The organism is Gilliamella sp. B3172 (assembly GCF_026536465.1).
Lineage (GTDB): Bacteria > Pseudomonadota > Gammaproteobacteria > Enterobacterales > Orbaceae > Gilliamella.
Genome location: NZ_JAFNOA010000001.1, coordinates 1 through 21439, shown reverse-complemented (window position 1 = coordinate 21439; position 21439 = coordinate 1). Strand labels below are relative to the sequence as shown.

At 38.3% G+C, this 21439-nt stretch carries 15 protein-coding genes, 3 tRNA genes and 1 rRNA gene; 5 read left to right on the top strand and 14 right to left on the bottom strand.

The window, feature by feature from the left end:
• Positions 1–4: 4 nt before the first annotated feature.
• Positions 5–2275, bottom strand: coding sequence for an aconitate hydratase (locus tag J3U37_RS00095; protein WP_267372927.1), 2271 nt, complete (start codon positions 2273–2275; stop codon positions 5–7).
• Positions 2276–2685: 410 nt separating this feature from the next.
• Between J3U37_RS00095 and J3U37_RS00090 the strand changes: the two genes are divergently transcribed.
• Positions 2686–4245, top strand: coding sequence for an AbgT family transporter (locus J3U37_RS00090; RefSeq protein WP_267372926.1), 1560 nt, complete (start codon positions 2686–2688; stop codon positions 4243–4245).
• 25 nt (positions 4246–4270) lie between these two features.
• The gene (gene pepT / locus J3U37_RS00085; RefSeq protein ID WP_267329022.1) at positions 4271–5503 is read left to right on the top strand and encodes a peptidase T; all 1233 of its coding nucleotides are present in this window, start codon (positions 4271–4273) and stop codon (positions 5501–5503) included.
• A gap of 127 nt (positions 5504–5630) precedes the next feature.
• On the opposite strand, the gene J3U37_RS00080 is transcribed toward pepT, so the two are convergent.
• The 9 genes from J3U37_RS00080 to znuA form a co-directional block, all read right to left on the bottom strand.
• The gene (locus J3U37_RS00080; protein WP_267372925.1) at positions 5631–7748 is read right to left on the bottom strand and encodes a TonB-dependent receptor; all 2118 of its coding nucleotides are present in this window, start codon (positions 7746–7748) and stop codon (positions 5631–5633) included.
• 351 nt (positions 7749–8099) lie between these two features.
• Positions 8100–8175, bottom strand: a tRNA-Lys gene (locus J3U37_RS00075).
• A gap of 134 nt (positions 8176–8309) precedes the next feature.
• On the bottom strand, positions 8310–9044 hold the full coding sequence (ybgF, locus tag J3U37_RS00070; protein WP_267336522.1) for a tol-pal system protein YbgF: 735 nt from the start codon (positions 9042–9044) through the stop codon (positions 8310–8312).
• Between the two features lie 62 nt (positions 9045–9106).
• Positions 9107–9589 carry a peptidoglycan-associated lipoprotein Pal gene (pal, locus tag J3U37_RS00065; RefSeq protein WP_220218172.1) on the bottom strand — a complete coding sequence of 161 codons (483 nt, stop codon included), beginning with the start codon at positions 9587–9589 and terminating at the stop codon, positions 9107–9109.
• A 159-nt stretch (positions 9590–9748) separates the two neighbouring features.
• Complete coding sequence (tolB, locus tag J3U37_RS00060) at positions 9749–11056, bottom strand: Tol-Pal system beta propeller repeat protein TolB (RefSeq protein ID WP_416379968.1); 1308 nt, start codon at positions 11054–11056, stop codon at positions 9749–9751.
• A gap of 435 nt (positions 11057–11491) precedes the next feature.
• Positions 11492–12301, bottom strand: coding sequence for a bifunctional DNA-formamidopyrimidine glycosylase/DNA-(apurinic or apyrimidinic site) lyase (mutM, locus tag J3U37_RS00055; RefSeq protein ID WP_267372923.1), 810 nt, complete (start codon positions 12299–12301; stop codon positions 11492–11494).
• 10 nt (positions 12302–12311) lie between these two features.
• Positions 12312–14639 (bottom strand): bifunctional glycosyl transferase/transpeptidase, encoded by a 2328-nt coding sequence (gene mrcB, locus J3U37_RS00050; protein WP_267372922.1) that lies wholly within the window; start codon positions 14637–14639, stop codon positions 12312–12314.
• Between the two features lie 121 nt (positions 14640–14760).
• Positions 14761–16122, bottom strand: coding sequence for a murein DD-endopeptidase MepM (gene mepM / locus J3U37_RS00045; RefSeq protein ID WP_267329026.1), 1362 nt, complete (start codon positions 16120–16122; stop codon positions 14761–14763).
• Positions 16123–16150: 28 nt separating this feature from the next.
• The gene (gene znuA / locus J3U37_RS00040) at positions 16151–17110 is read right to left on the bottom strand and encodes a zinc ABC transporter substrate-binding protein ZnuA (RefSeq protein ID WP_267372921.1); all 960 of its coding nucleotides are present in this window, start codon (positions 17108–17110) and stop codon (positions 16151–16153) included.
• Between the two features lie 94 nt (positions 17111–17204).
• Between znuA and znuC the strand changes: the two genes are divergently transcribed.
• The 3 genes from znuC to J3U37_RS00025 all read left to right on the top strand — a co-directional run bounded on the left by znuC (position 17205) and on the right by J3U37_RS00025 (position 20437).
• Positions 17205–17987 carry a zinc ABC transporter ATP-binding protein ZnuC gene (gene znuC, locus J3U37_RS00035; RefSeq protein WP_220218178.1) on the top strand — a complete coding sequence of 261 codons (783 nt, stop codon included), beginning with the start codon at positions 17205–17207 and terminating at the stop codon, positions 17985–17987.
• Entirely contained in the window at positions 17980–18783 is an 804-nt protein-coding gene (gene znuB, locus J3U37_RS00030; protein WP_267372920.1) for a zinc ABC transporter permease subunit ZnuB, read from the top strand. The genes znuC and znuB overlap by 8 nt, the downstream gene beginning before the upstream one ends.
• A gap of 130 nt (positions 18784–18913) precedes the next feature.
• Positions 18914–20437 (top strand): YifB family Mg chelatase-like AAA ATPase, encoded by a 1524-nt coding sequence (locus J3U37_RS00025; protein ID WP_267329030.1) that lies wholly within the window; start codon positions 18914–18916, stop codon positions 20435–20437.
• 4 nt (positions 20438–20441) lie between these two features.
• On the opposite strand, the gene J3U37_RS00020 is transcribed toward J3U37_RS00025, so the two are convergent.
• The 4 genes from J3U37_RS00020 to rrf form a co-directional block, all read right to left on the bottom strand.
• The gene (locus J3U37_RS00020; protein WP_220218181.1) at positions 20442–20780 is read right to left on the bottom strand and encodes a DUF413 domain-containing protein; all 339 of its coding nucleotides are present in this window, start codon (positions 20778–20780) and stop codon (positions 20442–20444) included.
• A 134-nt stretch (positions 20781–20914) separates the two neighbouring features.
• Positions 20915–20990, bottom strand: a tRNA-Trp gene (locus J3U37_RS00015).
• Between the two features lie 9 nt (positions 20991–20999).
• Positions 21000–21076, bottom strand: a tRNA-Asp gene (locus J3U37_RS00010).
• Between the two features lie 34 nt (positions 21077–21110).
• Positions 21111–21226 (bottom strand): 5S ribosomal RNA (gene rrf / locus J3U37_RS00005).
• Positions 21227–21439: the final 213 nt, after the last annotated feature.

Here is a 21439-nt window from a genome sequence, read left to right as displayed (position 1 = left end):
ATGTTTAATTGTGGTTAATTTGGGCTTTTAGCTTATTTAGGGCACTGCCTGCTTTATACCACTCAATTTGTGCTTGATTGTAAGTATGCGCAACGGCAAAACTGTCAGTGGTGCCGTCTTGGTGGTGAAGCGTTAAGGTTAGATTTTTGCCCGGCGCAAAATCAATTAAGCCGGTAATACTGATTTGGTCATCTTGCCGAATTTTGTCGTAGTCATTTTTATCAACAAAGGTCAACGCTAACATGCCTTGCTTTTTAAGGTTGGTTTCATGAATGCGAGCAAATGATTTAACCACAATAGCTTTTACATTTAAAAAACGAGGCTCCATAGCAGCGTGCTCACGTGAGGATCCTTCGCCGTAGTTTTCTTCGGCAACAACAATCGAGCCTAAACCTTGGGCTTTCAATTTTCGGGCTAAGGCCGGAACGGGCATATACTCGCCGGTTTGTGCATCTAATACACAATTGGTTTTTTGATTAAAGGCGTTAACGGCGCCAATTAGCATATTGTTAGCAATGTTATCTAAATGCCCTCGGAATTTAAGCCATTGACCAGCCATTGAAATATGATCTGTTGTGCATTTGCCGGCGACTTTAATTAACAGCGGTTGCGATACAATATCTTGTCCGTCCCAGGGTAAAAAAGGCGCTAATTGCTGTAACCGCTCTGAATTTGGGGCGATGTGAATGGTAATGTGACTACCGTCAGCTAGCGGCTCAATATAGCCGGCATCATCAACGGCAAATCCCTGTTTGGGTAGTTCATCCCCAAAAGGCTCCGGCAGTTTAACTTGTTGTCCTTGTTGATTAACAAGGCTATCAGTGAGTGGATTGAAGCTTAGCTTGCCGGCAATGGATAATGCCACCACAATTTCCGGTGAACAGACAAAAGCATAGGTATTTGGGCTACCGTCATTACGTTTGGCAAAGTTACGATTGAATGACGTAACAATGGCATTTTTATGTTCATCTGCCACATCATCACGCCGCCACTGACCGATACAAGGACCACAAGCATTTGCCATAACTGCCGCCCCGGCTTGCTCAAAACGCTGTAAAATGCCGTCTCGTTGTGAGGTATATTTTACTTGCTCTGAACCGGGATTAATGATCAATTTCGCTTGCACTTTAAGCCCTAATTGATTAGCGCTATCAAGCACTGATGCCGCCCGCATCATATCTTCATACGATGAGTTAGTACATGAGCCAATCAAGCCAACTTCCATGTTATCGGGATAATTGTGCTCAGCCACAGCAGCGGCTAAGGTTGAGATCGGATAGGCCAGATCGGGGGTAAATGGTCCATTAACATAAGGCTCGAGTTCGGACAGGTTGATATCGATGACCTGATCATAGTAGTTTGCCGGTTGCGCTAACACGGACGGATCGGCATTAAAGCAGTCCATTAAATCTTGAGCTAAATCCACCACCTCTTGACGCCCTGTCATCGCTAAATAGTCGGCTGATTTTTGGCTATAAGGAAAAATTGAGGTGGTGGCGCCCACTTCGGCGCCCATGTTACAAATAGTCGCTTTGCCAGTTGCCGATAACGATGATGCACCTTCGCCAAAATACTCGATAATTGAGTTGGTGCCCCCTTTTACCGTTAAGATCCCAGCCAGTTTTAAAATCACATCTTTAGGTGAAGCCCAGCCGGATAATTTACCGGTTAGCCTTACGCCAATAATTTTTGGCATTTTTAGTTCCCACGGCATGCCCGCCATAACATCAACAGCATCCGCCCCACCAACACCAATAGCTATCATAGATAGCCCACCGGCATTTGGGGTATGTGAATCAGTGCCTATCATCATTCCACCGGGAAAGGCATAATTTTCAAGAACAACTTGATGAATAATGCCGGCATCGGGTTTCCAAAAACCGATGCCGTATTTGTTTGATACATCCCGTAAAAATTGATAGACCTCTTGATTATTGCTTTGCGCAACAATCAGATCATCATAAGCATTTTTGTAAGCTTGAATAAGGTGATCACAGTGAACGGTAGAAGGCACAGCAACTTTGTTACGCCCGGAAGTCATCAATTGTAAAAGCGCCATTTGTGCTGTGGCATCTTGCATTGCCACACGGTCGGGGGAAAAATTTACATAATCCTCACCTCGCTGATAAGCTTTGAGTTTCTCTCCTTCGGCAAGGTGGGTATAGAGGATCTTTTCGGTTAGGGTTAAGGGGTTTCCGATAGTTTGGCGGATGTGGTCAAGTTTTTGTGGATAGTGCTGATAGATGCGTTTAATTAAATCGAGATCGAAAACCATAATAAAAACCTCACTGCTTATATATCATACTTCGTGAAATATCATTTATTTTCAAACTGCATATTTATGCCATTTTTATGACTAAATATTCACACACTATAGCACCAAATTTTTTTAATGCAATCGGCCTCAATGAAAATTTATTATTATTGACGAGCAACGGTTTAATCGCTGAAATTGAGCCAATACCAGCATTTACACCGCCTTGAGAAATATACTATCGAATTATTGAGGATTAAGCTCATCAAAGAAAATATAAAAATAGGCTTTTTCATAAGTAATAATAATGTAAAAAAGTTTCAGAAATCACCTACGTTTGAGTATAAAAAAGCCGCTCAAAGCCTTGTTTGCCTGTATAATTAATCTATGCTAAATTGTCATTCCGAACACTATTCAAACGTACTTTTTTTATGAATCAAACAAAAAATCAATCGCCAATACCTAGTGGCGGTTTTTTAAATACTATTGAACGAATTGGTAATAAAATTCCGGATGTCACAACGCTGTTTTTCTACGCTTTAGTTATCTGTTTTGTGGCTTCTTGCCTCCTGTCTTTTGTGAGCTTTGACTACATCAATCCGGTTACCCAGCAAAAAGTAGCAGTCGTTAATATGCTATCGCCGGATCATCTGGTGGTGTTTTTAACCAAAATGGTGAACAATTTTGTCTCCTTTCCGCCACTCGGTATCACTATCGTTGCCACTTTAGGGATTGGTATTGCCGAAAGTAGTGGCTATATTCATGTGCTACTTAAAAAGTTGTTAGCGGTCACACCCAAAAAATTAGTGACCCCGTCGGTTATTTTTGTCAGTATGGTATGCCATATTGCATCAGATTCGGCTTATGTGATTTTAATGCCGGTATCAGCAATGATGTTTTATGCAACCGGCCGTCATCCACTTGCCGGTATTGCCGCTGCATTTGCCGGATTAGCCGGCGGTTTTAGTTCGAGCTATACGCCGTCAATTATCGATCCCATTATGCAAGGCTTTACGCAAAGTGCGGCGGAAATTATTGATCCTAGTTATCAAGTCAATGTGCTTTGTAACTACTTTTTGAGTTTTGGTGGGACGTTTTTTGTCTTAATTGCTTGTTGGTTTGTCACCGATAAAATTGTTGAACCACGTTTGCAAGCAACCATGCCATTAAATAAAGATCTACAGTTAGATAATATTGCAGATTCACCGGCAATCACGCCAATTGAAAATCGTGCTTTTAAAGTCGCTTCAGTAGTTTTTTTAATTATCGCCATTGGCTTAGTTTTACTTTTATTACCGAAAAACTCGTTATTACGTGCGCCGGACGGCAGTTTGACCAGTAACCAAGCGCCGATCATGCAAATTATCGTTCCGCTATTATTTGTCTTTTTTGCGATTCCGGGCTTGATTCATGGGTTTACCACTGGCGCCTTTAAATCGTCACGTGATATTGTAAAATCAATGGAAAATATTATTAAATCACTGATTCCATTTATTGTGTTTGCCTTCTTTTGTGCCCAATTTTTATATGTGTTTTCACTCTCTCAAATCGGGACGTTAATTGCTATCGGCGGGGCTGAGTTTTTAAAAGCATTACATCTGCCTTCAGTTGTCACCATTTTTGGGGTGATTATTTTAACCAGTATGCTTAATGTATTAATTACATCAGCATCGTCAAAATGGGCAATTTTAGCGCCAATTTTTGTACCTATGTTGATGTCAGTTGGCATATCGCCGGAATTGACGCAAGCCGCTTATCGCATCAGTTCAGCGGTTAATGTCAGTACGCCAATGTTTGCTTTTTATCCGTTAATCATTGCTTATTGCCAACAGTACTGCAAACAAACCGGCGTGGGTACATTAAGTTCGATGATGATCCCTTATACCGCAGCCTTACTGATTGCTTTGACGATAAACTTACTGCTATTTTGGTTTTTAGGTATTCCAATTGGTTTTGACAGTGGTTATGTCTATCCGCCAATCGAAAGTTAATTATTGATAAGGACGCAAACAAATTATGAATATGACTGAACAATTAGTTGAACGTTTTTTACGTTATGTCAGCATTCCCAGCCAAAGTGCAGCGGGGTGTGCTCATGTTCCTTCAACACCAGGACAAACACAGCTTGCCAAATTACTTGAGCAAGAGTTATTGCAACTGAATTTACAAGATGTGCATCTTGATGAACACAGTATTGTTACAGCAAAATTAGCCGGCAATGATCCTTCTGCCCCAAATATTGGTTTTGTCGCCCACCTTGATACCGTTGATGTGGCGCTTTCAGATAAGATTAATCCTCAGCGTGTTACTTTCACCGGTCAAGATATTTTATTAAACAAAGAAAAAGCGATCTGGTTTTGCGTTGATGAGCACCCTGAATTGATGAAATATCTTAATCAAGAGTTAATTGTCACCGACGGCACAAGTGTACTTGGGGCGGATAATAAAGCCGCTATTGCCGTGATAATGACCATGTTAGATCAGTTACAACAACAAAACCGCCCGCATGGCGATATCTATGTTGCTTTTGTGCCTGATGAGGAAGTGGGGCTTAACGGTGCCAAAAAACTTGATTTAACACGTTTTAAACCTGATTTTGCTTATACCATTGATTGTTGCGAACTGGGTGAAGTGGTGTATGAAACCTTTAATGCAGGTTCAGCAACTATTGAAATTCAAGGGGTATCAGCTCACCCTATGTCAGCCAAAAATGTGTTGGTCAATCCAATTCGAGTCGCTAACGATATTATTAACTGCTTTGATAGCTTCCAGACGCCTGAGCACACTGAAGGTAAAGAGGGCTATTATTGGTTTAATGATATTGTTGGCAATCAAAGCACCACTACGTTAAAAATGAGTATTCGAGACTTTGATTTAGCCAGCTATCAAGCTCGTAAAGCCTATATTCAAGAGGTGATTAAGTTAATTCGGGTTAAATATCCAAAAGCCAAAATCGAATGTCATATTACCGATACCTATAGCAATATTGCTAACTATTTAGGTGAAGATCGCCGTTGTATTGATCTCATTTATCAATCCTTTGAGTTGCTCGGTATTAAGCCTAATACCATTGCCATGCGAGGAGGAACAGACGGTTCAGCGTTATCAGCACGTGGGTTAACGACACCAAATTATTTTACCGGTGCACACAATTTCCACTCATGTTTTGAGTTTTTACCGCTATCTTCTTTTTTGAAATCGTTTGAAGTCACAATGAAAATCATTGAGCTGTCTGCAAAAGGGCAGTAATCTTATCGGCAATAATCTTCTTAAAGAGGGAAGCACTTCCCTCTTTGTTTATATTAATTGTTTGAAACGTCATGGGTAGTTTAAAGCGATTTGATCTTTAGATAATCACCTTAAGACTTTTTAGATGTTATAGCTTGTAACTGGCTGTCAGCAAAAAGGCTCTTGGTGTGCCGGGCATGCTATTTGAGCGCCAATACTTTTTACCGAATAAATTAGTCACAGCTAGCGTAATATCGTACGATTTGCTTTGATAACCGATAGCACCATTCCATAAGCCATATCCTGCTCGCTTATAGAGATTTTTGTCATCGTTATACATTGAGCCTTTATAATTAAACTCCAGCTCGGTAAACCAATTTTCGGCAGGTAGGTATCGAACGTTGACATAACCGCTCTGTTTGGCTGTATTGGATAAATATTTGCCTTTATTAGCCGGGTTTTTGTTATCTTTATGCACTTTCGCCTGCTGATAGCCTATACCGCTATTGATATACCATGATGAGCTGAGTTGACCAATTAGGCTAAACTCCACACCTTGGCTTCGATCGCTACCTCTAACCTGCCAATTATAAGGATCGTTGACTGCATCAGGTTGATAGCGCACATTGTAAAGTTCAAGATCATAAAGGGCGATTTGAGATGAGAGCTTATCACCTAACCAATCGCTTTTAATGCCAATTTCATATTGGCGTGAATATTGGGGTTTATCATCATAAACCGTTTTGGGGTCAGTAGAGAGGGTAATTAATCCACGTCCACCATACGGCGAAAAGTTTTTACTGTAAGAGGCGTAAAGGCTTTGTGATTCGATTGGTTGCCAAATCAAACCAACTCTTGGGCTTAATGAATGACCGCTATAGGAGCGACGTTGATGTTTTAGTTCATCATTGGAGGCAAATTCATAATTATCATAACGCAATCCGGCAAGTAACTTCCACTGGGTTGTAAAGCTGATTAAATCTTGCCAATACAGCCCTTTAGAAGTCGCTTTGTGATTCGTTTTTGTATTCAATTTATTATAATGTGACTTTTTTGAGTACCAGTGAGGATGAAATGGATCGACCACTTCCGGATAAGCACTGGTTAAAGCAAGTCTGGGTTGGCGTTTTTCAATGTTGTATTCAATCCCAACTAACATTTCATGCTCAATACTAGCGGTGTTAAACTTGCCCATTAAATCAAGCGTATTACTATAGGTTATGTTAGCCGTTTCTTGCCATGCTCGTCGAAATTGTAATTTACCGGGATAATTGCAGGCTTTACCATTACTCAATTGACCATTTACCGAACAATAACTCCCACCATAAATATGGTCAAAATTTTGTGAAGCTTTGCGGTATTGATTGGTTAATTTAAGCGACCAATCATAATTTAATTCAAACCCCAGGACTGAACGTAATGAACGATAATTATCTTTCACATAATCATCCGGGTGCGCATAAGCAGTTTTTATCGATACGCCTTTCGGTAAATCATAATATGCCGGTGCTCTATCCGGACGGCGCCATAAATTATCATGGGTATATTGTACTAACCAACTAAACCCGCCGAGATTATCATACAGTATACTTGGCGATACCATGGTATCTCGTTGCTTAATGCCTTTACGGAAACTATGGTCAGTTTGATGATCGATAGTCATCCGTATTGCCAATTTGTCGGTTAACACCTGATTGATATCAACCATACCGCCGTATTTATCCCATGAACCGCCACGTAAACTCAATGTGGTGGGAGAATCGAAATTAGCTTGTTTACTAATCATATTTACAATACCGCCACCGGATCCACGCCCATAAAGCACAGAGGCTGGACCTTTTAATATTTCTACACGTTCAATATTGGCAGTACTTTGTCTGACCTGACCACTGGCTCGAACACCGTCACGATAAATATCACCCGAACTTGCCGAAAATCCCCTAATTTTTATGCCTTCATCACGCATATCATAAGTGGTATCAACACCGGGCAATTTATTCACCAGCACACTTAAATCGTTTTGCCCATAAATTTTTTCTTGTTCAAGGTTAATACCGTTTATTGTTTGAGGAATATCTTTGATATCAAGAGGCATTTTGGTTGCGGTTGCTGATTTTTTTAGCCGTTGATCATGACTATCGGTAATGGTGGCAACAACTTTCATTGTTTCAATCTTAGCCTCATCTTCCTGTTGGTCTTGTGCAGTTGCGATAAAAGAGGCTGTACCTAATACCCCTAATACGGTTAATTGATTAACTAATTTCATTGTTTATCCTATCATCGATTGTTATAAGTGATTTCATTCACGACTTGATTCGCAATTAATGATAATGATTATTATTTGCATTGCAACTTATTTTATATTTTTTAACCAATTCACTATGCAGTGTTACGTTTAATTTATTGATATAAAATATTATTTTGACATGGCTGTGGTAAATACAAAAATGCGGGAAGTTTTATAAGATATCATTAACCAGCAAAGAATTTAGCATTGGTTTATATGACAGGTCAGCAAGCGATATACCATTCGTTTTAAATAAAATGACAAGAGAACTCGCTTTATCACAATAATTTTTATCGTCGCTTGATAATGTAAAATATTGAAGGAGGAAAGTGGTGGGTCGTGAGCGATTCGAACGCTCGACAAACGGATTAAAAGTCCGCTGCTCTACCGACTGAGCTAACAACCCATTTTTGAATAGAATTACTGACGTCTTATTGATTAAGGCTTCAAGCAATTTCGGGTTGCTATAATACTTATAATTATCAAGCTTCGCAACCCTTTTATTACTATTTTTGTTTGATAGCTGGTTATTTATACACTTTATTTCAACGAAGCGAGTTTCTTTCTCGCTAAATCAGCGATATTTTTATCTTTAGCGTATTTACTAACGACTTGTTGAAAAACAGCTTTTGCATTTTTCTTATCACCTTTATCAAGTAAAATTAACCCTACTTTATAAAGGCTATCAGCAGCTTTAGCTGAAGTTGGAAAATCTTTTACTACAGTTGCATAGTAAAATGATGCATTATCTTTGTTACCTTGTTTATAGTTAAGCTGCCCGAGCCAATAATTGGCATTAGCTCGGTAATTAGACTTTGGGTAAGCTTTTAAAAACCTTTCAAATGCAATAATGGTGTCATTAGTTTGTTGGTTATCATTAACAAATTTAACGATAAAATTGTAATCTGTTTTATCATTCCCTGAAGTTGTCCAACCTACAACACCTGAAGCATCATTGGGAATAGCACTTGAAGTTGGTTCGCCATCATTGGACTGTGAAGAAGTGTTGTCACCAGAAGAGAATCCGGAACCATTTGTCATTTGCTGTAAAATCATTTTCTGACGTTCTATGGTCTGATTCAGTTGATGTCTGGTCTCTTCTAATTGACCGCGAAGCATATCGACATCAGCCTGTAAATCACTTATTTTTTGTTGATTCTGTATAAGTAATTGACCTTGTGCTTGAACTGTTCTATCGATATCTGAGCTACCTGCAGCACAACCATAACCTGCAAATGAAAGAAATAAGAACAACGTGAATATTCTTTTATACATATTATATCAACTCGGTGTGAACTTAAGAAAAACGGCTGAAAATCAGCCGTTATATAGTGGTATTAATAAGCTTGGTATACAATTACAGCACGACGGTTTTTAGCATAAGCTGCTTCGTTGTGACCTAACACTGCTGGTTCTTGTTTACCATATGATCTAACGGTGATTTGAGAATCAGAAACACCATTACCTTGTAGGTATGCTTTAACAGCATTAGCACGACGCTCACCTAATGCGATATTGTATTCTGGTGTACCACGCTCATCGGCATGACCTTGGATTTGTACAGAAACTTGAGGCCAAGTACGTAAGAATACTGAATGCGCATTTAATAATGTTGTATAATCAGGTTTAACATCATAACGATCGTAATCGAAATATACTGTGTTAACTTGTTGTAATTTTTGAAGTTGCTCTAAAGCTTGTTGTGTTAAAGTAGCGTTAGCATTACCACCATTTTTGTTGCTGCTATTAGATGAACATGCAGTTACAGCGATTAATGGTAAAGCAATCGCAGCTACTTTAAGAAATTTAGAAAATTGCATTGTATTAACTCCTTTGTGTTTGAATAAATTGTTACTTATTATTTTTTAATTCTAACCAACTTCAAAGTAATCGATGTTACTAACTAGAAAGATTAGAGCTATATATTATAACGACCTTAAGCTTTACACAATTTTAATCATTATAATATTGAATAAATTTTAACCGTTCTCTAATAAATAAGGTGACCATGCCGGGAATGTTACTTGCCCGTCAGTTGCCGGTAGTTTTGCTTTAAAGTTACCATCGGTCGAAACAAGATTCAAAATTGTCCCTAAACCTTCAGATGAACTATATATAATCATCGTACCATTTGGCGCTATACTTGGTGTTTCATCCAAATAAGTATCAGTTAATCGTTGATAAGTACTGGTTGCGAAATCATACCGAGTAATATGTTGCTCACCATTATTGGTTGAAATCAAAGCGAGAAACGAACCGTCCGGCGCCACACGTGCATTTTGATTTTGGGTATTTTCCCAAGTTAAACGTTGCGATTCACCGGTATTGATATTAATTGTATAAAGCTGTGGACGACCGGCCTGATCAGAAGTATAAACGATTGTTTGATTATCTGGCATCCAAGATGGCTCAGTATTATTACTACGGCCTGATGTGATACGCGTGATTTTCTTCGATCTTAAATCCATTACATATAAATTCAAGCTACCGTCTTTAGATAACACCAATGCTAATTTGCTGCCATCCGGTGAAAATGCCGGTGCGCCATTGTGTCGTGGGAACGAAGCGAGAGTTTCAACCGATCCACTACCTAGTGTTTTTAATACTAAAGAAGTGCGATTATTTTCAAATGTTACATAAGCTAACTTTTTACCGTCCGGTGACCATGTTGGTGACATGAGGGGATCTTTTGAACGATGTACCGTAACTTGATCATACCCATCATAATCTGATACCCGTAATTCATGTTTGAATTGACCTTTAGTTGTTTTCACTACATAGGCGATTCGAGTTCTAAAGGCACCTTTGATACCGGTTAACGATTCAAAGATCTCATCACTAGCAGTGTGAGCGGCATAACGAAGCCAGCGTTTTTCAATAGAAAACTCATTGCCAGCTAAAACTTCACCAGGACGATTGACGGTATCAATTAATTGGTAGTTAATTTTATACTTGCCCGATGCATCAGGTTGAATCGAACCAACGACAACGGCTGTAATACCAATATTACGCCAAAGCGCCGGATTAACTTCTGAGGCAGTAGTTGGTCTTTGAGGCATTGAAGCAATATCAATTGGGTTAAATTTACCACTATTACGCAAGTCAGAAGCAATAATATCATTGATAACTTGTGGAGGTTCTCCACTTCCTATCCATGTAAAGGGAACAACAGCGATTGGTTTTGCAGAACTTATACCATCAGTTATAACAATCCTTACTTCTGCATTAGACATCACTGTATAAAATAAAACAAAACAAGTTATCAAAAAGCGAGAAGCAAATTTGATCATCTTAAATTCCTTAATAAAAACGAAATACATTGATTTAATAAATTAAAAACGCAATTAAATGTAACATCAAATTGTTAAAAAAATTAACATATCGCATTCATTATTAGCTGTTATTACCCTTTATCATATATAAATATTTTTTCAGCGAGAAAGATAGCCGATATTGAGTAACAAGTCTAGAGTATTTAAAACAAAAAATTACGATATGTTTACAGTTTTTTGTGGTACTAACTTTTAACAGTCTAGAATTTGATATTATTATTTTAATTTATTTGCTTATACTAATCTGATTTAAGTCAGGTTTAAAGTGTTTAAGAAGATATTTTTTTAAAAATCTGTAATAAAAAATAGAAACTTATAAAAAAATTAATTGAAGCTATGAAGAAAATTGATCGGTATTGCTTAATATAATAAAAATAGACATCACAAATATTACTTTTGGCAAGTTTCGCAATAAAAGGTATTACGCTGTCCTATACGCTTTGATTTTATTTCAGTTTTACAGTTTAAGCACGCTTGTCCTGAGCGCCCATAAACTTGTAGTTCTTGAGCAAAGTAACCCGGTTTACCGTCAGATTTTAGAAAATCTTTTAACGTCGTACCACCTTGCTCTATAGACTGATTCAAAACCTGTTTAATTGCCACAACTAATCTTTCAAATTCTGCCCGTTTTAAGGTATTCACTTTTCGATTTGGATTAATATGTGCCATAAATAGTGACTCAGAAGCATAAATATTGCCAACGCCAACAACGATATGGTTATCCATTATAAAGTTTTTGATTGGCACTTGGCGATTTTTGGCTTTGTCTAATAAATAGTTAGCACAAAATTCATCACCTAATGGCTCGGGTCCTAAATGTTTTAACTGAGTCACATCATCGATAGATTCAGCCCAAAGCCATGAGCCAAAGCGACGTGGATCAGTATAGCGCAAAATTACGCCATTATCTAATACCAAATCGACATGATCATGTTTTTGGACAGTCTGTTGATTTTGCAAAATACGTAAGCTACCTGACATTCCTAAGTGAATCACTATCCAGTTATGCGTTAACTTTAATAGCAGATACTTTGCTCGCCGTTGCACATCTAAAATAACTTGCCCATGCGCACCATTTATCGCCTCATCGATAGGCCACCGCAATTTGGGCTGCCTAACAATGATTTGTTTGATAGTTTGCCCTTTTAAGTAAGGCAATATACCTCGTCGGCTTGTTTCAACTTCTGGTAATTCAGGCATAATATTCCACTTAGTTGTTAAACATATCCGTTACCCACGATGGCGCTTGTTGTGTCGGCGTCAATTTATTATTGGCTGAACATAAGCTTTGCGGGTTGGTTGTCCATACCGGTAAAGTACGTCCTCCACTGCTACCGTCGCATTGCCATTGACCATTACTGTCGATAGGCATGGTAAAGATATTTTGCGGTAACGGTTGCAGCAATTTTTTCGGTGGATTGTTTTGTAAGTATTCACTATAAATTTTTAGTGCACCCGTCGCACCGGTTAATTTCATTGGTGTATGATCATCAAGCCCTATCCAAATGACCGCAACATTTTTGCCGTCAATCCCGGTAAACCAGCTATCACGTGAATCATTACTTGTGCCGGTTTTAGCCGCTAAATTAAATGAGCCATATTTAGCTTTCAATGATCGAGATGTTCCCGATACGACCACTTGTTGCATAGCATAAGTTGTTAGATAAGCCGACTGTTGAGATACCGCTTGAATTTGTTGTGGGTAGCTTTGATAAACAAGTTCGCCTTTATCAGTCAATACATATCTTAAAATTGTTAATGGTGAGCGCTTACCATTATTCGCGATAGTTTGGAACATTTGTGCTGTTTCAAGTGGTGTTAATTCCAATGCACCAAGTAATCTTGACGGTAAATTAGGGATCCTGTCAGACGGTACGCCCAACGATTGAAGTGTATTTTTGGTCGCATCAAGCCCTAATGCCATACCGAGATTTACCGTTGGTACATTAAGAGAAAGTGCTAAAGCATCAACCAACATCACTCGATCACGAAATTTACGGTCGTAGTTTTTAGGTTGCCAATAAGAACCATTATCGAGCTTAATTGATAACGGGCTATCATCAAGCCAAGTGTTAAGTTGATAATGGTCGGGTTGCCCAAGCGCAGTTAAATAGGTTGACGGTTTTGCCAATGAGCCTATTGCTCGTCTTGTTAACCAAGCACGGTTGTAACCAGGATAACGAGGCTCAGCACTACCAATAATAGACCGAATTTCACCGGTTTCACGGCTGACAATCACCATAGCTGTTTGTAAATCTTTGCTGGTCGATTTACGTAATGTTTCAATCTGATTGGTGACCGCTTGTTCAGCTGAAGCTTGTGCCACTGGATCGAAGGTGGTGAAAATTTTCATTCCGGAGAGATGATCTGCTTTATCCCCTAACTGTTTTCGCAGTTCACTTCGAACAACTTGCATAAAGGCAGGTTGTGGAGAAATCACCCCGCCTTTAGGTAAAACCGAAAGTGGGCGCTGACTTAATAAATTGTATAGCTCTTCATCGATAATACCTTGTTGCTGAGCCAGTTTTAACACCACATTACGGCGTTCGGTAACTTGTTGTGGTTGAGTCCAAGGATTATATACCGATGCTCCTTTGACCATACCCACTAATACCGCTTGCTGATCTAAAGTTAATTCATTAACCGGGCGGCCGAAATAGTAAAGACTGGCTAACGGAAATCCGTGAATTTCCTCAGCTCCAGCTTGACCAAAATAGACTTCGTTAAGATAGAGTTCTAAAATACGCTCTTTGCTATAACGCGCATCTAAAATTAACGCCATATAAGCTTCACGTAATTTACGACTTAAACTCCTTTCATTGCTCAAAAACAGATTTTTAACTGTCTGTTGGGTTAAGGTGCTACCACCTTCGGTGCGACCGGTGGTTAAATTCACATAAATAGCCCGACCAATGGAGTATAGACTTATACCATGATGCTCATAAAAACGCTTATCTTCGGTGGCAATGAGTGTTTGTAACAACGAATCGGGAAACTGTTTTAATGGCACAAATAGCCGTTGCTCACCATTAGGCGAGTGCATCATGGTGATTAATTTAGGATCGATTTTGAGTAAACCAAAATCTCGTCCGGTATCTAAATTTGTGATGCGGTCGATGCGGTTATCATAAAAGGTAATTCTAACGCGAAAAGCTTGCTCTTCACCGTCAGGGAACATGAATGGTCGGCGATAAATTTCTACCGCATCATTAGATACAATGAATTCACCGGGACGAGTTGCTTTACTATCTTGCTGACGATATTGTGCGCCATTAAGCATGGTCACAACATCACTTAAACTGTAATCACTATCCGGTTCAAGGTCGATAATTTGCCCATATACTGCCGCAGGTAATTCCCAAACATTACCTTCAATACGCTCTTTAATTTGTTGATCAAGATAGATGCCGTAAATGACAGTTACGGCCATAAAAATCAAAAAAAGTTTGAAGATTAATGACCAAAATCGACGCCATAAAGATCTCTTTTTATTTTTTGATTTTTTCTTAGCTGATTTTTTTTGGGTTGATTTATTCAAACTACACCTAACAATTACACTGTATAAAATTAGCTTATAATAACACAGTTTTTTAGCCAGATATCTGCAAACTTTTTGTAAAAAAGTGGCACGCCCACACTATATTATCTATAAGCCAAAGTTAAAACGTTAGTTGCGATTGGATCTGTTTCACTTTTGCTAAGAACGCTTTTTTAGATTTACCGGTTAAACCTTCATTGATCGGTAAACTTGCCGTTAATGGGTTAACAGGTTTGTTGTTAATATGCAGTTCAAAGTGTAAATGAGGGCCGGTTGAACGCCCAGTATTGCCGGATAGACCAATTTTATCACCCTGCTTCACTTGTTGCCCTTGTTTCACCAAAATTTTATCTAAATGCATGTAAGTTGTCATATATTGGCGACCATGTCGAATAGCCACATAGTTACCAGCTGAGCCGCTATATTTAGCGATAACAACTTCACCATTTCCCACAGATAAAACAGGAGTGCCCCTTGATACGGCAAAATCGACACCATTATGAGGTGTGACAACTTTGGTTACAGGATGTAAACGTCGAGGATTAAAGCCGGAAGATACCCGAGCTTGTTTTGCTAGCGGATAACGGAAAAAGCTTTGTGATAAACTTGCACCATTGACATCATAGTATTTGCCGTCGTCAGCTAAAATAGCATAATAATCTTTAGTGCCATTTTTGAATCTAACGCCCAGCAGCTGACTTTTGGATAAGCGATCACCGTGCTTTTCACGAGTTAAGACAACTGAGAATTTATCGCCGATTTGCAGTTTGCGAAAATCCAATCGCCACTGTAATGCACGTGTGATAATACCAATTTCATTACTGGTTAAGCCACTTTTACGCGCATCAGCCACAAAACTGGATTTGATAACCCCGGTTATGACTTTATTTTCTTGTGAAACGTTTTCTGCTGTCTCGGACGTTTCAACGAATTTATCACCTGATTTCTCATAAACTCGGATGTTATTGCTGGAAATTGCCCATGTCAGATTTTGTAAATTATGATTATCATCCGTTGTCCAACTGATTTGCTGCCCTATTCTTAAATTGGCCAGTTGTTTATATTTATTGGTCAGCAAAAATACATCTTTTTTGCTAACATTATAACGTAACAAAATCGCATGTAAGGTATCACCACGAGAAATCGTATATTGAACAGTATTATTATCTTTGCCATCAATAATTTCATCAATTTCATCTGGAGCTATCTGATCTTCCGGTTCATCTGAGGACTCAGTTACATTGTCAGAGTTTGATTGAGCTTCGGCAATTTCAACTCGCCCTTCACCAACATCTATCGCAGATTTATCAGTAACGGTTGTTTGTGCCTGAGAATTTAAAGGAACATAAACAGTACGTCCAAAATTTAATGGGCGCCATAATAGGATGAATAAGATAATAATAACCAGAGACCCTAATATTGAAAAATAAGGAATTTTAAATTTATTCTTTTCAATATTAAGTGATTTAATCTGCCGTACCAAAATTAACCTTAACTATTTATCATCTAAATTATTTATCATTCAAACAATCCAACAGTTGCTCAGTTAATTTTAATAAAAATTGTGAATAAGCATCTTTTGTTATAGCAATGCCTGTTCCTAATGGATTTAATTCTCCAATTCGTACATCAGTTCCATTCACTAACTTTTCAATAACTGCAGGGCTAAACTGTGGTTCTTTAAATATACATACTGCTTGGTGTTCTTTTAACTCCTGTTGAATTGCATACAATTTTTGAACACCAGGCTGGACTGCTGGATTTATAGTAAAACTTCCTAGATTCTTTAATCCGAACTGTGATTCAAAATACCCATAAGCATCATGAAACACAAAATATCCTCTATTTTGTACGTTAATTACTTTTTTTGCAATGATTTGTTCTGTATCTGCCAGTTTTGTTGTGAATTTGTTTAGATTTTCATCAATTAATACTTTTTTATTGGGATATAACTTAATAAGTTGGTCATGAATGGTTTGTGCAATCACTCTAGCTATCTTTGGCGATAACCAAATATGTTCATCATACTCGCCACGATGATGATGTTCTGACAGGTCGTCTTCTGCATGATCGTGATCATGGTCATGCTCTTCATGACTGGTACGTAATAACGGTTTAATTTGTGCAATATCCATAAGTTCAATTTGTTTTTGCTTATCGATATTTTTTAATACGGTAGGCATAAATGTTTCCATATCTTCGCCAACCCAGATAATTAATTGCGCATTTTTAATTTTTAGCAGATCTGAAGGCTTTAATGAATAAGTATGCGGGGAAACACCGTCGGGCAATAAAATTTCGGTATCAGTGACATTCCAAGCGATGGCTTCTGTGATAAACCCGATAGGTTTAACAGATGATATAATTTTAGCTTGAGCGTAAGTGGTCATTGCGCCAATAGCAAAGCTAAAACCAACGATCATCAAGTAATTTGCTAATTGTTTTATGTTTTTATTGATATAATTTTTCACATCATTATCCCATATTTATAAAATATGATAGAATAGATTCCCATAATTGTTATAATATAACATAACATTTAGATCAGCAAGGGCTATCAATAATATGACTCAATTAATCAAGCTTGATAATGTGTCGGTCGAAATAAACCACCAAAAGATATTATATGATGTTTCATTATCGATTAGTCTTAATCAAATCATTACGGTACTTGGCCCAAATGGTGCAGGTAAATCAACCCTGGTTAAAGTGATCTTGGGGTTAATGGATCAGACTTCCGGTACCATTGAACGCTTGCCTAATTTAACCATTGGCTATGTTCCTCAATCAATTAACTTAAATCCAACTTTACCCATTACCGTTGAGCGTTTTATGCGCTTAAATAAGCAATTAAGCAAAAACGACATTGTAGAGACTTTATCTTTGGTCAAAGCTGAATACTTAATTAAGCGCTCAATGCATCAGTTATCGGGTGGTGAACTTCAGCGGGTTTTGCTTGCGCAAGCATTAGCAAAACGGCCTAAACTGTTAATTCTTGATGAACCAACTCAAGGGGTCGATGTTAATGGGCAAGTTTTGTTATATGATCTTATTGCTGATGCGAAAAATGTATTTAATTGCGGTATTCTTATGGTTTCTCATGATCTGCATTTGGTTATGGCTAAAACCGATGAGGTAATTTGTTTAAATCATCATATTTGCTGCTCCGGAACGCCAGCTATTGTCTCTAACGATCCTGAGTTTATCTCCTTGTTCGGTCAACATGGCGCATCACAAATTGCTTTATATAAACATCATCACAATCATCAACACGATTGCTGTAAACAACCTGTTGAACAGACTAAACAGATAAAGTTACCTGATTTTGGAAGGAAAAATAATGATTGAGTTACTGCTCCCGTCTTTATTAGCTGGTTTGTGTTTAAGCTGTGTAACGGGCTCATTAGGAACCTTTGTTGTTTGGCGAAGGATGTCCTATTTTGGTGACACATTATCGCATGCAGCTTTACTTGGTGTAGCGTTTGGATTCTTGCTGAATATCAATCTTTTTTATGCCATTATTTTTGTTACGCTGATTTTAGCTTTAGGATTAATGTGGTTGGAATCACAAAAACAACTACCGATTGATACCCTACTTGGCATTTTGGCGCATAGTGCATTATCACTAGGTTTGGTGGTCATTAGTTTAATGGATAGTATCCGTATCGATTTAATGGGCTATCTATTTGGTGATCTATTAGCTGTCACCATGTTCGATGTATACCAAATCTTAATTTGTGTTTTATTTATTGGTTTAATGCTGTTGTGGCGTTGGAATCATTTTCTATACATAACAGTCAGTGAAGAGTTAGCCTTTACTCAAGGTATCAATATACAATTTACTAAACTGCTGTTAACACTATTATTGGCTTTGACGATCGGCATAGCAATGAAATTTGTCGGGGCTTTAATTATCACTTCATTATTAATCATTCCCGCTGCCACCGCAAAATATTATGCTAAAACGCCTGAAGCAATGGCGCTTATTGCGATTATTATCGGTATGCTTTCCGTTATAGGTGGCTTAGTTTTTTCGCTTATTTATGACACACCGACAGGCCCTTCAGTGGTATTGAGTGGTACTTGTTTATTTTTTATTTCGTTATTTTTAGCTAAGTTTTTATTAAGCGAAAAAAACCAATAAAAATAACCAATAAATAAGAAAAAACAAAACATTTTTTGCGAGCAAAGTCGCATTTATCATTAAGTTGAACTTAATATTTATCTAAACGCGATAAATTAAAGAAAGTTTTTTATACTTAATGGTGCAAATTATGTCTCTTGCGATTGTCTCAACCCGTGCTTCTATCGGAATACAAGCACCGCAAATCAATGTCGAAGTACACATTAGTAATGGATTGCCTGGTTTTGTGCTGGTAGGGCTACCTGAAGCAACGGTGAAAGAAGCAAAAGATCGGGTTAGAAGTGCCATTATCAATAGTGGCTTCACGTTTCCGGCAAAGAAAATCACCGTTAACCTTTCACCCGCTGATCTTCCTAAAGAAGGAAGTCGTTTTGATTTACCTATAGCTATCGCTATTTTAGCTGCTACAGAACAAATTCCGGTAGATAATCTGGCGCAGTATGAGTTCTTAGGTGAGTTAGCGCTTTCGGGCGATATAAGAGCGGTTAAAGGCGCAATTCCGGCGGCAATAGCATCAAAGAAAAATCATCGTGTTTTAATTATTTCAGCTGAAAATCAATCTGAATTATCTTTGATTCACCATAACAATACATTAATCACCACTAATTTATTACAACTATGCCAATATTTATATAATGAAATCAATTTGCCCATGGTTGAATATCGTGATCATAACGATACTGGAAATCAAGTGGAAAAATTGGAGGATATTGTCGGTCAGGAACATGCTAAAAGAGCGTTGGAAATTGCCGCTGCTGGTGGTCATAATCTATTATTAATTGGTCCTCCCGGAACAGGTAAAACAATGTTAGCAACACGTTTAACTTCGCTTTTACCGCCGTTATCAGACGATGAAGCGTTACAAAGCGCTGCAATAACGAGCCTTGTAAGTCCTAATGGCTCGATAAAAAATTGGCGTCAAAGACCGTTTAGAGCGCCTCATCATAGCGCATCAACCGCAGCCTTAGTCGGTGGTGGCTCAATACCTAAACCGGGGGAAATTTCATTAGCACATAATGGCGTACTATTTTTAGATGAACTACCGGAATTTAATCGTAAAGTGCTTGATGCCTTAAGGGAACCGATTGAATCGGGCGAAATAGTGATTTCAAGAGCTAATGCGAAAATAAAATTTCCTGCCAAATTTCAACTTATTGCCGCTATGAATCCAAGCCCAACTGGTCATTACCAAGGTACGCATAATAGAACAACGCCACAACAAACTATGCGTTATTTAAATCGGCTATCGGGGCCATTTTTAGATAGGTTTGATATCTCTATCGAAGTGCCATTATTACCTAAAGGGACACTTAGTCAGAAAAATATCGCAGTTGAATCAACACAGAGCGTAAAACAGCGAGTATTTAAAGCAAGAGAAATACAATTAGGAAGGAATAACAAGCTTAATAGTCAGCTAAGCGTAAATGAGATAAAACATTATTGTCTGTTATCGGATGAGAATAACGAGTATTTGGAACAAGCTTTGATTAAATTAGGTCTTTCAGCACGAGCATGGCACCGAATTTTGAAAGTCTCACGTACTATTGCGGATTTAGATTCATCAGTTAATATAGAACGACAACATATTTCAGAAGCATTAAGTTATCGTTCTATGGATAGGTTATTAATTCAATTACATAAAAACATTGGGTAATCAATTAGTCGTCACTATCGACAAAATCATCGTTCACATCAACTTGAGGTTTCCCGCCTGATAGTGTGTGAAAACGTTTTGGTTTGTTGATACGAGAAAGGTATTTTAACCATGTTTTTTCAAAATCAGTAGATGCGTCTTTTTTGCCTTTGCAAACCGCAACAAAAGACTTTTCTTCAGCTGTAACAGGTTTTTTAGTTTCTGCATCCAGATCTCTAAAAGCACATCCATATTTCTCTAAAATCTGCGCTTCTTTAATCGTAAAATCACCGTGACGGGAAAATCCTCTCGGATAATTCTTATTATCAAAAAAGCGTTGTTGACTTATAAAACTTTCAGCCATGTTATATCCTCTAGATTGTAAAAGTAGTTGGGCGGGAATTATAATTGACTAAGTAAATCTGTAAACAAAATTCTTTTATTTGCTAAGATAAAAATGAACGAACGACTAAAATTAAGACAAAGCTATCATATTTATGGCAGGGGCGGAGAGTCTCGAACTCCCAACACCCGGTTTTGGAGACCGGTGCTCTACCAATTGAACTACGCCCCTAAATAAAGGTGGCGGAACGGACGGGGCTCGAACCCGCGACCCCCTGCGTGACAGGCAGGTATTCTAACCAACTGAACTACCGCTCCACCGTATTTGGTATGTATATATATAAAATTAAAAGTCTGGCGGCACCCTACTCTCACATGGGTAATACCCACACTACCATCGGCACTACGGCGTTTCACTTCTGAGTTCGGCATGGGGTCAGGTGGGACCACCGCGCTATTACCGCCAGACATATTCTGTCTTCTCTTTCTTCAACTGATGCGCATTATCGCATGTCTGCATCAATCGCTCAATCCGGAACAAACTGTTTTATCAATCTTTCATCACCTTTCGATGATTTCTTACTCTTTCAACTTCACGTAACCCAAAACAACTCCGAGTTGTAAGGTTAAGACTCTCGGTTCATTAGTATCAGTTAGCTCAATGTATCACTACACTTACAC

Bases quoted from the DNA above. Each gene is read 5' to 3' on its own strand.
- znuB (WP_267372920.1), top strand. From the start codon at position 17,980: ATGATTGAGTTACTGCTCCCGTCTTTATTAGCTGGTTTGTGTTTAAGC.
- J3U37_RS00025 (WP_267329030.1), top strand. From the start codon at position 18,914: ATGTCTCTTGCGATTGTCTCAACCCGTGCTTCTATCGGAATACAAGCA.
- J3U37_RS00020 (WP_220218181.1), bottom strand. From the start codon at position 20,780: ATGGCTGAAAGTTTTATAAGTCAACAACGCTTTTTTGATAATAAGAAT.
- J3U37_RS00095 (WP_267372927.1), bottom strand. From the start codon at position 2,275: ATGGTTTTCGATCTCGATTTAATTAAACGCATCTATCAGCACTATCCA.
- pal (WP_220218172.1), bottom strand. From the start codon at position 9,589: ATGCAATTTTCTAAATTTCTTAAAGTAGCTGCGATTGCTTTACCATTA.
- pepT (WP_267329022.1), top strand. From the start codon at position 4,271: ATGAATATGACTGAACAATTAGTTGAACGTTTTTTACGTTATGTCAGC.
- J3U37_RS00090 (WP_267372926.1), top strand. From the start codon at position 2,686: ATGAATCAAACAAAAAATCAATCGCCAATACCTAGTGGCGGTTTTTTA.
- mutM (WP_267372923.1), bottom strand. From the start codon at position 12,301: ATGCCTGAATTACCAGAAGTTGAAACAAGCCGACGAGGTATATTGCCT.
- znuC (WP_220218178.1), top strand. From the start codon at position 17,205: ATGACTCAATTAATCAAGCTTGATAATGTGTCGGTCGAAATAAACCAC.
- ybgF (WP_267336522.1), bottom strand. From the start codon at position 9,044: ATGTATAAAAGAATATTCACGTTGTTCTTATTTCTTTCATTTGCAGGT.
- J3U37_RS00080 (WP_267372925.1), bottom strand. From the start codon at position 7,748: ATGAAATTAGTTAATCAATTAACCGTATTAGGGGTATTAGGTACAGCC.